The following is a 13,949-nucleotide window of genomic DNA, read 5'->3' as shown; positions in this document are numbered from 1 at the left end:
CAGAGTGGTGTACGGGGAGTGTACCTTTCTATTGTCTCTTGACTTCTTCATACTGGGAGGAAGAAAGACACGAGGTGTCCAAGGTGCAACTTTCTATTGTCTCTTGACTTCTTCACCATCTGTAATTATCGCCATCATTTGGTCTGGGGATATTACACTTTCTATTGTCTCTTGACTTCTTCCCTCCAGAAATGCTCTCTCAAGCATCTTTCTAACCTCGGCCTTTCTATTGTCTCTTGACTTCTTCTACCTTGTCATTGGCGATAAGACGTGGCGTAAGGTTGGCCTCCTTTCTATTGTCTCTTGACTTCTTCGAATACCCCGTACCCCCGCTTGTCCATGAGACCTTGAAAACATCTTTCTATTGTCTCTTGACTTCTTCGGTATAGAGTGGAGGAGATACGGCCGGAGGAGTTGAGGGCACTTTCTATTGTCTCTTGACTTCTTCTGATCAAGTGGGCAGACAGCTTCAATAAAGCGATTATTCTTTCTATTGTCTCTTGACTTCTTCAGCTCTTCTAGTATCGAGGCCAGGCGCCTCGCCACATCCTCTTTCTATTGTCTCTTGACTTCTTCGGGGGATAATCTCCAAGGAAGACCTTGAACTACTCTTGCTTTCTATTGTCTCTTGACTTCTTCTTAAATGCCCCCGGTGCAGGACTTCGCTGTCCTTTAGGCTTTCTATTGTCTCTTGACTTCTTCTTTCTATGGCCTCGATGTAGTCGAAGGGGCGCTGGGAGAGCTCCAGCTTTCTATTGTCTCTTGACTTCTTCCAGGTATGGGATCGGCCTGTTCTTTACCTTCAGGACATGGGACTTTCTATTGTCTCTTGACTTCTTCACGGGTTACGGGGACACCGGTACATAACGTCACAGATAACTTTCTATTGTCTCTTGACTTCTTCTTGAGGAAGTAGCCCTGGAGCTACGGAAAGGAAAAGCACTTTCTATTGTCTCTTGACTTCTTCCACCATGATGAAAAGGGGAGTAGTTACAGTCATTTTGTCTTTCTATTGTCTCTTGACTTCTTCAAAGAGCTTAGACGTGATGCCTTACTGGCGTGACAAGCTCATCCTTTCTATTGTCTCTTGACTTCTTCGATAAAGTGGGCAGATGAGTTTAACAAGGCGATCATTGAGTACTACCTGGGCTTTCTATTGTCTCTTGACTTCTTCCAGGCGCAACCGCTACACGTGGGTGACGGAAGTCTTCGGCCTTTCTATTGTCTCTTGACTTCTTCATAAACGTCACTCCGAAATACTGTCATCCTTGCCTTCATGTTACTTTCTATTGTCTCTTGACTTCTTCCCGAGAACGACAGGGACTTCTTAGTTCTGCTACTTTCATTGCTGCCAACTCTTTCTATTGTCTCTTGACTTCTTCTCCCTCTCTGGCGTCGATGGAGGTGAGGTAATAGTAGAGCAACTTTCTATTGTCTCTTGACTTCTTCCGGGGAAACACGGGGAAACACCACTGCTACCTACGAATACTGCTTTCTATTGTCTCTTGACTTCTTCTCGGGGCCCTCTTCGGGCTACATTGGAAACTCTACAGGTTTTACTTTCTATTGTCTCTTGACTTCTTCCACTGGAGATACCGTATAGGACAGTGCTGCCACGCGTCATAGACTTTCTATTGTCTCTTGACTTCTTCTTCGAGCGCGCGATGGTGGACGCGGAGAAATTAGAGGACTTTCTATTGTCTCTTGACTTCTTCGCTCACAGGGAGGGCGTAGTCCCTCCCCCCGAGCCCCGCTTTCTTTCTATTGTCTCTTGACTTCTTCATAATTTTGAACGCATACTCGTTGATCTCAACAAAGTGAGAAGGCTTTCTATTGTCTCTTGACTTCTTCGTGGGATCAGTGTGGACGGACGCGTTATTACAGTGACCGTCACTCTTTCTATTGTCTCTTGACTTCTTCCTTTCTCGTGGATGTTATTTAATAATTCGCGGCTACGAATTACTTTCTATTGTCTCTTGACTTCTTCTGTTGAGTAGTGGGTGTGGGGTTATTTAAAGGTTCTCTTGTGGTCTCTACTCTCTTCCTCTGTGCACACGGCTTGATAAGCAAATTTCTTCCTGTGGTTGTGAAACCAAACCCTCCCTCTATTTTAAGTGTTCACAACTTTAATGAAAATTGATTTATAAAGTAGCACTGGATTGTTCCACGGGAACACTCCCAGAGAAAGGGATAAATAGTCGGAGGATTTTCACTGTGGAAAATAGTGTTTATCAATTCTCGGTGGGGTTTCATAAATTCCTCTCTGAAATATTGCTCTTTGTCCCCTGGGTTCTTCCTTGGAGAAATATTTATTTGTATTTCTTGAAATAGATTTCAAATGAGTAATATGTTTCCAGCACCTGTGCTAGAGAGAGTTAGAGGCGTTGTAGCCGGGGATCTAGTAGTCGAGCTCAGGGGGTGGAGGCTCGAGCTCGTCGGCCCCAGGCGTGGCTTCATGCCCACAGTAAGCGAAGTCTCGTCCCCCTGCCCGTCGAAGCGCGACGTCTACCTGAGGAGGGTGAGAGGCTTGAAGCCCGCGAGTGACGGCGTGCTACTCGCCGGGAGGGTCTTCCACGAGGCCTTCCTGGAGCCCTTCAGGGTCGTCCTCAGGGCTGGCCCGAGCCTGGAGAGGCTCGCGGGGGCGAAGGCCAGGCTCCTGCGGGGGGCTCCCCGGGAGCTGAGGAGTGCCGCCTCGAGGGTCTTCGACGCGAGCTCGGCCCTAGCCATGGCGTGGGGCGTGGGCGGGGCCAGGCTGCCCGTGGCAGTCGAGCCGGAGGTGCCGGGCGGCCCCGTGGGCCTCTCGGACGTCGTCAGGCCTGACCTGCTCGTCGCGGGGGTTCCGGTGGACTTCGTCTACGGCAACGGCCTCGAAAGGAAGGAGCTCGCTGTCGCCGCCTACGCGATGGCGGTGGAGGCGGCGTCGAACAACCCGGTCAACTACGGGGTCGTCGTGCAGTACGCGGGCGGCAGGCTCCTGTGGCGCGCGGTGATCCTGGACGACCGGGTCAGGTCGCGGTTCCTGGAGGCCAGGGACGCCGTGGCCAGGATAGTTGAGTCGGGGGAGGATCCTGGCGTGGCCGAGTCCTGTCCCGATTGGTGCCCCTGGAGGGGGGTGTGCCATGCTGCTCTTCGTGTCTAAGCCTTGCAGGATAAAGGTCGAGAAGGGCAGGGTCGTGCTGAGGACGCATGACGGGGACGTAGTGGAGCTGGGCTCCGCGACCTACGACTCCGTAGTCGTCGCGACTAGGGCCGCTAGCATTACTACTGCAGCTCTGCAGGCGCTCGCTGCTAGGGGCATCGACTTGACCGTCCTCGGCCCCCACGGGATGCCTGTGGCCAGGGTCTACCCGCCTATAATCAACAAGACCGCTGCTACCAGGGTCGCGCAGTACCAGGCTATACTCGACGGCAGGGGGCTCAGGGCTGCCAAGAGCATCCTGGAGGCGAAAGTCAGGAACCAGGCGAGCGTGCTGAGGTACGCGGCCAGATCCAGGCGCGACGACTACTACGCGTTGGAGGCAGAGAACGTGGAGAGGGTAGCGGACGACATAAGGCGCGCCAGGCCTGACCCGCTGGAGCTGAGGGAGCTCGAAGCCCACGCGGCCAGGATCTACTGGGGGGCTGTAGCGAAGCTCCTCGAGGACAGCGGCTACGGCTTCACGGGGAGAGACCCCCAGGGCCTGGATCCGTTCAACATGGCGTTGAACTACGGCTACGGGGTGCTCTACGCGAGGTGCGAGAGGGCGCTGCTGCTAGTGGGGCTCGACCCCTACGCTGGCTTCATGCACTCGATGAAGAGCGGCCAAAGGACGCTCGTTTACGACTTCATAGAGCAGTTCAGGCCTGTGGTGGACAAGGCCCTCGTGTTCGCTAGGCCCGACGTCTCCGTCTCGAACGGGGTGATGGATAGGGAGTCCAGGAGGAGGGTCGCGCAGGTAGTCATGAGGGCCCTGGAGAAGGAGGTGCCGTACCTCAACGGCAAGGCCACAGTCGACGACGTCATTGTGAGGAAGGCCTCGGAGCTCGCCAGGTACCTCAGGGGCGAGCTCCAGGAGTACGTCGGCTTCAGGGCGAGGTTCTGATGAGGCTCGTAGTTGTCTACGACATAAGCGACAACGGCGACAGGCAGAGGCTCGCGTCCCGCCTCCTGGGGCTCGGCCTGACGAGAGTTCAGCGCAGCGCCTTCGTGGGGAGGGGCGGCTACGGGCACGCGAAGGACGTGTACAGGTTCATCCAGCGCTACGTGAGGGGCGAGGGCGACAGCGTTATAATCTTCGTCGTCCCCGACGAGAGCTTTGAGCGGGCGCTAGTCGCGGGGAGGCCCATGGCCCCGCTCGCGGGTGTGGCCCGTGTCGTTGTATAGCCTGGAGGAGCTTGACTTGCTGCCCGTCGTGCTGCTCAAGGAGTACGCCTACTGCCCCAGGTACGCGTACTTCCAGTTCAGGGTGGGCGGGGAGTACGCCACGCCGTCCATGCTCGTAGCATCGGAGCTGGGTGCTCCGGACTTCGAGGTTCCGGACGGCTGGGAGGCGTACAGGAGCGTCTACGTGAAGAGCAGGGCGCTAGGCCTCCACGGCTTCGCGGATGCAGTACTGAAGAGAGGGGGGCTAGTGAGGGTGGTTGAGGCGAAGGCGCTAACTAGGGTTACGAGGAGATCCCTCTTCGGGAGGGCGAGGCACGTGCTGGTGCAGGCCGTGGCCTACGCGCTGCTAGCGGAGGAGACGCTCAAGGCGACGGCCGACGCAGTTATAGTCCTCGGCTCGGAGGGGCGCGTCGAGGTCAGGGTGACTCCGGCGCTCAGGAGCTATGTCGTGTCCCTCGCGAGCAGCATGAGGCGGAGCCTGGCGTCCCCGGAGCCACCCCCGCGCGTCCAGAGCTGGAAGTGCGGCTACTGCTACTACAGGCGCTTGTGCAGGCAGCTGATGCCCTAGGACTTCCTGCCCCTCACCTTGACCATCACCGGGTACCTCACCGTGACTCCGGCGACGATCGCTACCCCCCGGGGGAGGTGGGGGACGAGCCTGGCGCTCTGGCCGAGGAGGAGCTTGAGCATCGACAAGTCCGTGACGCTGTCCATCCTAAGGACGACCTTCGTCCCGCTCTGGCTCAGGACGTCCTTGTCCAGGCCCACGACGCGCTGGCTCGCCACCATGATCCCGGTTCTGAACTTCCTGCCCTCCCTTGCCAAGACTCTAAGAGCCCTCCTCGAGAAGGTGTCCTCCTCCTGCGGCAGGAACCTCTGCGCCTCGTCCACTACGAGGGCAAATCCAGGCACGGCGCCGCTTCTCCTCGCCTCGAAGAGGAGCCACACTACGGTACCCACGAGGGCGTTCACCGCCCTCTCCGGAAGGCCCAGCCCTACCTCGAGTACCGTGGCGCTACCCTCCTCCACGAGCTCCTCTGGCGGTACACCGCCCTCGCTGCCCGCGAAGACGCCCATGGACTTGAGCGTCTTGAGCCTCCTTATGACTCCCACCACCGTCTCCCTGCGGAAGCCGTACTCCCGGGCCACTCTCTCGACGCTCTCGATAACGTCCCCGAGCTCTACTCCTTCAAGCCCGTCGTAGGCGAGGTGTAGCAGATCCCGCTGAACCTCAGTCATCTCGGTAGCCTCGGCCACGGCGTCCGGGCTCAGCAAGCCGGGCTTGAGAGATACTCCCGTGAGCTTCAGGGCTCTCGCCCTGTAGCCCTCCTCCGCGAGGAAGCCGTACTCCCCGTGGACATCGACCACCACGACCGGGTATCCGTGCTCTAGCAGTTCTTCAGACAGGACGCCGAGCGTGTGGGACTTGCCCGACCCTGTCGCCCCGACGACTGCGACGTGGTGGCACACGAGGCTCTCGGGATCCAGGAGGGCGTCCACGCCGGAGTGCCAGACCTCGCCCAGCCAGACGCCCCCCTCCCTGAAGCCCAGGAGCCTGCTTATAGACTCTCTTGAGGCCTTGTAGACCGGCGTGCCGGGGCTCGGGGGGTGCAGGGGCGGTGCCAGCTCCCCGTCTTCCGTTATGACCTCGAGGGCCCTCGCCCTTGCCACGTGCACTTCGGAGGAGAGCAGGGCGGCGCTGGGTAGCCTGAGGCCGTACTCGCTCGCCTCTGTCACGACCCCCAGTTCGCTGAACGCGGCGTTCACCGCCTGCATCCCCGCGACTCTGGCCAGCAGCGCCCCGCGTTCTACGGGGACTTCGACGAAGTCCCCCGTGGCGATGGCCCCGGGCTCCAGTACTTCGAACTCGAAGGCCAGCTCTGTCGGGGGCGTCCTGCTAATGACTACCCCGACCTTCTCCACGGATCACCACCTCCAGGGCCCCCCTGAACATCGCCTCTAGGAGCCTCACGAGCTTCGACGCCTCGGCCCTGGCCTCCCTCACGCCGACGGGCTCGCCGCTGGCGTAGAAGTTGCCCTTCAGCGCCCGGACTATGTTCTCCTGTACGAGGAGGGGGTCTCCCCACGTCACGTACTCTATCTTGAGGAGCCTGCTCCCGACCTTCCAGTAGAACTCGTACCAGTTTCTAACTTCTCTACCCCTCTCTTTCTCGACTCTCATGGGGGCTGTGTACTCCCAGGGGTCGAGCACGTAGCTGAGGAAGGCCAGGTCGCTGACCCCCGATAGCCCGGCGCCGAGCCTCTCGCTCACCGCCGCGAAAAACCTGCTGTCCCTGCTCGCGGGGACAACGCCGACGAGCGTGACGCCCCTCGCCTCCGCCGCCTCTAGCAGTTCCAGGAAAGAGTTCTCCATGCTTTCCCTAAGCGTTTGGAGCTCCCTGCTGGCCCAGACCAGGAAGCCGTGCGGCAGGAGGCTGCCTCCAACGAGCGCGAGCTCCACGCCGTCCGACCTGACGACGTCTGCCAGGGCCTCGAACGTCATCCTCGAGACTATGAACCTGGCCGCGAGCTTCCTCCCGGCGGCCAGAAGCTCGGGCCTCTCGAGCGCGAGCTCGAGCACCCCCTCGTCGAAGGGCTGGGAGCCCCTGAAGCTCTTCAGATCCGGCCTCCTGACGTACCTCACGCTCTCGACTTGCCCCTCCTCGTCGAGCTTCAGCGAGGCGACGCAGGAGCCCAGGTAGGCAGCCGCCAAGACGACCCCGCCGGCCACCACGTAGCTGCGTAGCAGGGACTCGTATGACGCGCCGGCGATGTGCAGGGGTCTTAGAGGCTCGACGTCCCTCGCAGAGTAGATCGCCTTCTCGCTCTCGAGCACAACGCCTGCGAGCCCCTCCAGGGCCCTCCGCAGGGTCCCTCTGTCCCCGAGGGCCTCGATCCTCTTCCTGAGCCTGTAAACCCTCTCCAGCATGGCCTCGGCAGCCTCCGGGCTCCCTGCGAGGGCCTCGGCCACGGCCTCCTCGAGCAGGAACTCCGAGCCGAAGACCTCCGCCCTCAGGAGGGCCTTAGAGGCGTTCTCCGCTATCCTGTACCTCCCGCCGCCAGCGTACTCGACGGCTCCCAGGGATATGAGATCTATCAGGTAGTAGCGAGCCATCCTCTCGCTGACTCCCATCCTGGCCGCCAGCTCTGAGGGCGTGAAATAGCCCTTGTCGACGGAAGCCTCGAGGCAGGCCTTGAACGCCGCCTCTAGCCTGAAGGCGTACGCTACTGGGGCCGCGGGCACGGTAGTTTTCACCTCCTGAAACCGGTTTCAGGGATTGAACTATTAACCCTGTCGAAGAAAACGGTGAAAGTGAATTTGCAACAGTGCCCCGCAACCTCCTGTACTCCTTACTCCGGGGCCAGGGGATATCGTGCAAGTTTTTCAGCCCCGGTTGCGGGCTAAGCGATTTATAGGCGGGCGCGCAAGGTGTATTGGTCTGGATGGCGGGGAGGCCGAGGCTCTACAGCGTCTCCGTGAGGCTCGTGGCCATGCAGGACACGCCAATAGTGACGTGGAGCGGGAGCTTCTCCCTCAAGGTCGTCTACGAGTTCCTCCACAGGAGCGGGGTCGACTTCCCGAAGAAGGCCGAGAAGGAGTTCTCCGTGGAGCCCCTCGCCGTCGACGGGGCCGGCGGCTACCTGCTCACGGGCCTCCTGTCCAGGCGGGGGGCGCCCAGGGTGTACGAGGTGAGGGCTGGGACTCCTCTCACGGTCACGGCGCACTTCTACTCGGAGAAACTCGCCTCCGACTACATCTTCTCGATAGCCAGGGACATGTCGGTCTCGCTGCCCAGCGGGGAGTTCCGGGTAGTCGACGTGTCCGTGAGGCAGTCCGAGCCGCCCCGGCCCCGGGAGGTGCCCAGAGAGGGGGTCGCCGCGGAGGTCGAGTTCCTGTCCCCAGCGATCCTCATGTTCTACGGCAGAGACGTCCTCTACCCGTCCCCCGCCAGGGTGGTGCTGAGCGCCCTCAGGACATACTCGAGGATCACCGGGGTCGACACGAGAGCCGCCAGCGACACGGTCGCGAAGACCGTGGAGGCCGTGGGGGCGCCCCGCTACAGGCCCGTGCTAGTCGACATAGGCGAGGGCAGGGTGGTTCCGGCCTTCGTGGGCACGGCGGTCTACGCGATACACGGCTCCAGAGACGCCCCGCTCATAGCCGCGGCCCTCAGCCTCGCGGAGACCACGGGGGTGGGGCAGTCGAGGGCCCTCGGCTTCGGCAGGGTAAGAGTGCGCTGGCTGGAGGGCCAGGCCTAAACTTTATTCTCTAGAGTGGGGGGATCCGGGGTACTTATCCTTTCCCCCGGGAGGCTTCCCTGGGAACAGCCTGCCTTATAAATTAAGTTTTACTGTCGTTGTGAACGATAATAGAAAGCCCAGCATCGTCTAGACCGCTGTCAGACCCCGCACTGCGCCAGAAGTCAAGAGACGATGGAAAGGAAAGCCTCCCTGGTTTGTAACGGGAGAGAGAAATTTTTGGCTACAGGGAGAGCTTCCTCCAGGCCGGCCCCTCCCCGGGCCTCAGCCTGGCCTCGAGGCTCTTCTCGGGGTCTAGCTGGACGTAGCCGTGGCCCCTCGACTTGCCGCCGCCCACGAAGACGCCGACCTCGGCGAGGACTCTCAGCGTCTGCGTCCACACCTCGAGGGGCTTGGGATCCGGGAAGGCTTCCCGTAGCACGGCGTAGACCTGTACTTCGCGGGGCTCCTCGGGCTCGGCGAGCTCCTCAATGTAGAGCATGTCCTCGCGCTGGATCCTGGTCTTCCTGTCTATCGCCACGTGCGTCACCGCCCTGAGCAGCCCTCGCAGAAGGGAGTCGCTGAACGTGACTGCCGAGGCGAAGTAGGGGCTCCCGTACAGCCTGCACACGGGGCACTGGAGGGCCGACTCGACGCCGCGCGCCGTCAGGCAGAAGTCCCGCTCGTCCACCTTCGAGGCGATGTTCACGTTGTGGAGCACCTCTGGCTCGACCTCCAGGCAGGCATCCTCCTCGCGCCCGCCCCTGCTCCAGGCGTCGACGCACTCGCTGTACTTCCTGTAGAGATCCCGGAGCTTGTCCGTGCAGGGCTCCCCGTCGAGCCCGCACTTCCTGAGGTCGTGGTTGCACCCGTGCTCCTCCAGAACCCTCCCCAGGCTAGCGTCCGAGTACATGACCCACTCCGAGACCCTCCTGAAGACGCCCTTCCACGTCGAGAACGGGACGACGGGCGTGGGTTTCCCGTCCCCGTAGCTGTAGGCCAGCTGTAGCAGCCTGCTGCCGTCCACGCCGGCGCCGACCCTGAGCGGCTCTGCCCTGAACGTGAACTTGTACAGCCTAACCCACATGCCTCGCCACCTCGCCCAGAAGCCCGTACAGGTCTCCGATTGACAGGATCAGGTTGAGGCCCGCGGGCCTCAAGTCCACGCTAGCCCTCTCCCTGACCTCCACGAGCGCGCCCTCCGCGAGGACGCGGAACGCCGGCTTGAACCCGCTGCCGCCGTCCACGGTGAACCACGCGTTGTATATGTCGTAGTACCCCAGCGCGCCCCCAGCCTGGAACACCTCGCGGCCGAAAAGCCTCGGGACGCACGGCGTGATGCAGTAGCCGACGCCCGGGCCCGCGAGCTCCTCGGCCTTGACGCCCACCACCTTCTCGACCCTGAGGGCTCCAGGCGCCCTGCTCCTCCCCCTCCCGACCCTGAGGGCCACTCCAGGCTTCAGGTAGTCGGCGGCCTCGGTCTCGGCGACGAGGGCCCAGTACTTGGGCGCCCTCTTGTACTCGTAGGCGTAGAGCATGCCCTTCATCGACGACCCCGTCCTCTTGGATATCGCCACGTGCATCTCCACCGTGGCCTCCGGGGACACGCGGGCGTAGCTCGCGAGATCCTCGCTCTTCCCGAGGGGGGCGACGAGCCCGCCCAGCGCCGGCTTCGGCTCCGACTCGAGCTTTTCCTTAAGCTTCTCGTGCACGGCCTTTAGGGCCTCGAGGAGCGGCCCATACGAGGAAGCGTCCCCGATGCACCCCTCGAGCTCGTAGGCCTCCCTGCCCTTCCTGCCCTTCAGCATGACGAGGGCGTGGGGCGGGGCTGTGGGCGCGAGCCTCCTGGAGGCCCCGCCCCTCCCAGGCTCCGCCCCGACTTCGAGCACTGGGAAAGCCGGGCTAGTGTAGAAGTCCTCGTCCACGGAGCCCTTCTGCGAGTACATCTCCGCCAAGATCGCGCCGCGCAGAGTCGTCGCCGGGATGAAGTCCCTGTCGACGAGGTAGTAGTTCATGACCCTCCTCGACGAGTAGTTCAGCCACCCCCCGGAGAAGACCACCAGCCTCATTCCCACAACCACCTCTTGAGCGGCTCGAGTAGATCCCCGTACTTGTCCTCGGGCAGGTCGTGGCTCCTGACCCTCAGATCCACCATGGCGCCCCTCCCCAGGCGCCACAGCCTGAGGGCGTGGAGCGAGTAGAGGAGTAGCCTGACGAGCCTCTCCTCCTCATCCTGCCCGAGGCCCCGCGTGTCCATGGCCACTGACACCACTATAGTCTCCCCCGGCTTGATGACCTGCTGGGAGAAGAGCTTCTTCTCCTCCGCCACCCACCTCTCGTCGTCTATCGAGACCCTAGACAGCAGGTGGAACTCCCCTGGCTGCGACTCGACAGTGACGTAGACGCGGCCCGGGCTGTCGGGATAGCCGAAGAGTTTGCAGACGTCGCAGGGGCCTCCCATCTTCCCGTGCCTCAGCCTTATGAGTCTCGGCTCGACTTCCCCGCACGCCGTGTAGCAATCCGGCAGGAGCGCCGTCACTGCAGTCCTCATCGAGCCCTTGATCGTGGACGGGGGCACGAGTAGCCTGTTGAACGGGATGTCGGCCGACGAGCTCGGCGACGAGCCGCCGACCGTGAGCGACGACAGCGGCTTGAGCTCCACCTCGATCCTAACCAATCCTACCACCCACCCTGTAGGTCTTGAGCATGAAGTAGTAGTCGTACACGGGGATCACGCGCTCCCCCCTCTCCCCGACCGGGGTGGCCTCGCTCACTATTCGGTGCAGCAGATCCTTGACCCGCTCGTCCTGGGAGTTCGCGTACTCCCTCATCAGGTAGAGCACGAACTCGAGCTGGTCTCTGGGCTCGAGCCTCAGGGCCTTCTCGAGCGCCCTCAGCATCCTCGAGGCCGCGTCCCCCTCGCCCACAGCCTTCCGCACGAAGTCGACGTGGCTGTCGAGGGAGTTCTTCACGCGTATGTAGCCGGCGAGCTCGCCCAGGAGGCTCTCCAGGGATCTCGCGTCGACGAGGTTGCTCGAGACTACGACTCCCACGGTGTTGCCGCCCGCCTTCGCCTTCTCCTCCAGCACGCGCGCCGCCTCGACGGCGAACTGCACGGGGTGCGTCGGGTCAACGACGACCATCCCGGACTTGTAAGTGAAGCCGCACGTCCTGCTGGCTCCCGACAGGAACTCCGCGGCGAAGTCGATAGCTGCCGCGGAGGGGAGGAGGAGCAGGCCCTCGTCGCCGCCCAAGTACACCGTCCCCGCCAGCACGGACTTCACGTACCTGACGTACCTGGGGTTCTGCTTCAGCAGGGACTCCAGTGCCCCGCGGTAAGCCTTCTTGACCGCGTAGTCCGCCAGGTAGCTCTTGTCGAGGTACTCCGAGAACGTTAGCGAGGATCCGAAGATCGCCCCTGCGTTGTTCCCGTCAAACGTGAAGACTGCGAGGTACTTCTTCTCCTCCTCTTCGCCGTCCATGCCGGCAATGTACTGCATCGCCCTCTTGAGGAAGTCGTCCAGGCTCATCCCCTCGAGGACGTCCACGGCCTGGCCCCCCACGAAGTACCCCTGCATGGCTCTGGCCACCAGGCCCCTGACCTTGGACACCTCGTGCACCCTCCCGCACAGCTCGCAGAGGTACTCGCCCTCCTCGGTGGGGTCGGGGAGGGCTGGCCTCCTGCCGCACCTGTCGCAGGGCCTGTGCTTCCCGTAGGAGTACACGCGCTCCTCGAACTCCTCCACGTAGTAGCGCTTGAGGCGGTCTCTGGAGATCCGCTCCCAGACGTGCTTGTAGCGCGGGATCACGAAGCCGTCCCCGGTCTGGACGAGGAAGGGGGCGTGCGACACGTCGAGCCTGACCTCGAGGCCCGAGATGCACCCGACCTCCCTCTTGACGTCCTCGGGACCCAGCAGGCTTGGTGCGACTATGAACGCGTGGCCCCCGTAGCCGGCCAGCAACGCCTCCACTGGCAGCCTGGCCCCGCTCTTCCTGCAGAGCATCTGGTCTATCAGAATGAACGGGAGCGTGGACACCGAGAAGTCCACGAGGAAGCTAGCCGCGGACATGTCCCTCAGCTTCGGGAAGTTCCTTATGAAGCTCTGGATGCCCGGGAAGTCCACGTAGTAGACGTAGGCGTGCACGCTCACGGGCTCATGGGTGTCCTTGGCGCCTGCCAGGAGGCGCTCGTAGAGCCAGGAGGACAGCGCCTTGTACTCGTCTTCGCTGAGCCTCTCCATGAAGCACTCGAAGCCTCTTCTCCCGGGGAGCTCGTAGCACTCCTTGACCTTCCTGCCGGTGTCAGTCTCCTCGAGGAGCTCGCTGACAGCCTTCCTCATCCTGTCGCTCGCGGAGGCTATCACGTCGGCCTCGTGTATCAGGCTCTCGTAACGGTGGTGCTCGTACACTTGCTTTCGGAGCTGTAACAGGGCTTCTACCACCCAGCTCTCGGCCCCCAGGGCGGCCCCGGTCTTATCCTTCATGATCTCGTCCATGATCCTGTCTACAATCCTGGCGCCCTCGTTCACGTGGTCGACGGGGTTCGTGAGCTTCCCTATGTCGTGGAAGAGGGCCACTAGGCGCATGAGCGGGAGGTCTTTTGAGTGCAGGTTCTTGAGCGCCAGGACTAGGGACGTCAGCGTCAGGTGTGAGGCCAGCGAGGTGTAGTTGTAGCCGGGCCTCGTGTCCGCGGGAGTGAAGAGTAACGCCTCGTAGAGCTTCACGACCTTCTCGTAGTTCTCCGCGCTCCTCAGGAAGTTGAGAATATTGCGGGAGAGCTCCAGGGCGTGCGAGAGCTCCTTGCCCCCCACCTCGCCGTCCAGGACTCTGAGGACGTCGAAGACAAAGCCCGCCCGGCACGCCTCCCCGACGTCAAGGCATCCCTTCACGAGGTGGCGGGCAACGGCGTAGACCACGAAGTAGTCGAAGTTGTTGAACACGTAGCCCGTTTTGCCGGCTTCCTTCGGCTGGTAGGGCACTGGCGGGAGCAACAGCGGGGCCCTGTAGAGTAGGCTCAGGACGTCGGCGAGGAGCGAGAGAGCCTCCTCGTCCCCCAGCCCAAAGTCTTTCTTAACCAAGTCGAGCATCTTCAGCAGGCCTGCGACGAGCTTCACGAAGGCCTCCACGGCCTCCACGTTCCCAGCCTCGTTGACGAACACGACTTCCCTCCTGGTGGGCAGGTATATGCCCCTCACTATCCCGCGACTCATGGGCCCATCACCCTGTAGTCGATCCTCTTGTCCTCAAGGCTACCGCCCCTGCCGTCCAGCTCGACCTCGAAGAGGGGCTCCCTGCACTCCTCCCGGAGGCTCAAGTCGCGGCATACCTTGTACCTCTTGTTCATAGG

12 protein-coding genes and 1 CRISPR repeat array (1 of these 13 running past the window's edge) are annotated in these 13,949 nt (G+C 61.6%); of the genes, 5 read left to right on the top strand and 7 right to left on the bottom strand.

Features of this window, described 5'->3' with window-relative positions:
• Positions 1-1,987: direct repeats of the CRISPR family, unit length 25 nt; unit sequence CTTTCTATTGTCTCTTGACTTCTTC (it extends 4,966 nt beyond the left edge of the window).
• Positions 1,988-2,338: 351 nt separating this feature from the next.
• Genes cas4a through cas4 form a run of 4 tightly spaced genes read left to right on the top strand, consistent with a single transcriptional unit; the run spans position 2,339 to position 4,931 of the window.
• Positions 2,339-3,139, top strand: coding sequence for a type I-A CRISPR-associated protein Cas4/Csa1 (gene cas4a, locus IG193_RS08745; RefSeq protein ID WP_218042141.1), 801 nt, complete (start codon positions 2,339-2,341; stop codon positions 3,137-3,139).
• Positions 3,120-4,082 carry a CRISPR-associated endonuclease Cas1 gene (gene cas1, locus IG193_RS08740; protein WP_192818791.1) on the top strand — a complete coding sequence of 321 codons (963 nt, stop codon included), beginning with the start codon at positions 3,120-3,122 and terminating at the stop codon, positions 4,080-4,082. The genes cas4a and cas1 overlap by 20 nt, the downstream gene beginning before the upstream one ends.
• Positions 4,082-4,363: a CRISPR-associated endonuclease Cas2 gene (gene cas2 / locus IG193_RS08735; RefSeq protein WP_192818790.1), complete on the top strand. Its 282-nt coding sequence runs from the start codon at positions 4,082-4,084 to the stop codon at positions 4,361-4,363. The genes cas1 and cas2 overlap by 1 nt, the downstream gene beginning before the upstream one ends.
• On the top strand, positions 4,350-4,931 hold the full coding sequence (cas4, locus tag IG193_RS08730; RefSeq protein WP_192818789.1) for a CRISPR-associated protein Cas4: 582 nt from the start codon (positions 4,350-4,352) through the stop codon (positions 4,929-4,931). The genes cas2 and cas4 overlap by 14 nt, the downstream gene beginning before the upstream one ends.
• On the opposite strand, the gene IG193_RS08725 is transcribed toward cas4, so the two are convergent.
• Both IG193_RS08725 and IG193_RS08720 read right to left on the bottom strand, forming a co-directional pair.
• Positions 4,928-6,286, bottom strand: a complete 1,359-nt coding sequence (locus IG193_RS08725; RefSeq protein ID WP_192818788.1) for an ATP-binding protein — start codon at positions 6,284-6,286, stop codon at positions 4,928-4,930. The two genes, cas4 and IG193_RS08725, sit on opposite strands and share 4 nt — an antisense overlap.
• Positions 6,261-7,607: a DNA double-strand break repair nuclease NurA gene (locus IG193_RS08720; protein WP_192818787.1), complete on the bottom strand. Its 1,347-nt coding sequence runs from the start codon at positions 7,605-7,607 to the stop codon at positions 6,261-6,263. Before IG193_RS08720 ends, IG193_RS08725 begins: the two co-directional genes overlap by 26 nt.
• 200 nt (positions 7,608-7,807) lie before the next feature.
• Here IG193_RS08720 and cas6 point away from each other — a divergent pair, with 200 nt between their 5' ends.
• Positions 7,808-8,623: a CRISPR system precrRNA processing endoribonuclease RAMP protein Cas6 gene (gene cas6 / locus IG193_RS08715; RefSeq protein WP_192818786.1), complete on the top strand. Its 816-nt coding sequence runs from the start codon at positions 7,808-7,810 to the stop codon at positions 8,621-8,623.
• Positions 8,624-8,846: 223 nt separating this feature from the next.
• Here cas6 and IG193_RS08710 read toward each other — a convergent pair whose 3' ends face one another.
• From IG193_RS08710 to IG193_RS08690, 5 genes are read right to left on the bottom strand one after another with little or no spacing between them, the layout of a single operon-like run.
• On the bottom strand, positions 8,847-9,689 hold the full coding sequence (locus tag IG193_RS08710; protein ID WP_192818785.1) for an RAMP superfamily CRISPR-associated protein: 843 nt from the start codon (positions 9,687-9,689) through the stop codon (positions 8,847-8,849).
• The gene (locus IG193_RS08705; protein ID WP_192818784.1) at positions 9,679-10,671 is read right to left on the bottom strand and encodes a hypothetical protein; all 993 of its coding nucleotides are present in this window, start codon (positions 10,669-10,671) and stop codon (positions 9,679-9,681) included. Before IG193_RS08705 ends, IG193_RS08710 begins: the two co-directional genes overlap by 11 nt.
• Positions 10,668-11,288, bottom strand: coding sequence for an RAMP superfamily CRISPR-associated protein (locus IG193_RS08700; RefSeq protein ID WP_218042140.1), 621 nt, complete (start codon positions 11,286-11,288; stop codon positions 10,668-10,670). Before IG193_RS08700 ends, IG193_RS08705 begins: the two co-directional genes overlap by 4 nt.
• Positions 11,272-13,812, bottom strand: coding sequence for a Cas10/Cmr2 second palm domain-containing protein (locus tag IG193_RS08695; protein WP_192818783.1), 2,541 nt, complete (start codon positions 13,810-13,812; stop codon positions 11,272-11,274). Before IG193_RS08695 ends, IG193_RS08700 begins: the two co-directional genes overlap by 17 nt.
• On the bottom strand, positions 13,809-13,946 hold the full coding sequence (locus tag IG193_RS08690; RefSeq protein ID WP_192818782.1) for a hypothetical protein: 138 nt from the start codon (positions 13,944-13,946) through the stop codon (positions 13,809-13,811). Before IG193_RS08690 ends, IG193_RS08695 begins: the two co-directional genes overlap by 4 nt.
• Positions 13,947-13,949: the final 3 nt, after the last annotated feature.

It is taken from the genome of Infirmifilum lucidum (genome assembly GCF_014876775.1).
Taxonomy (GTDB): Archaea; Thermoproteota; Thermoprotei; order Thermofilales; family Thermofilaceae; genus Thermofilum; species Thermofilum lucidum.
The sequence above is the reverse complement of the archived record's forward strand: the minus strand, read 5'-3'. Positions and strand labels throughout refer to the sequence as shown.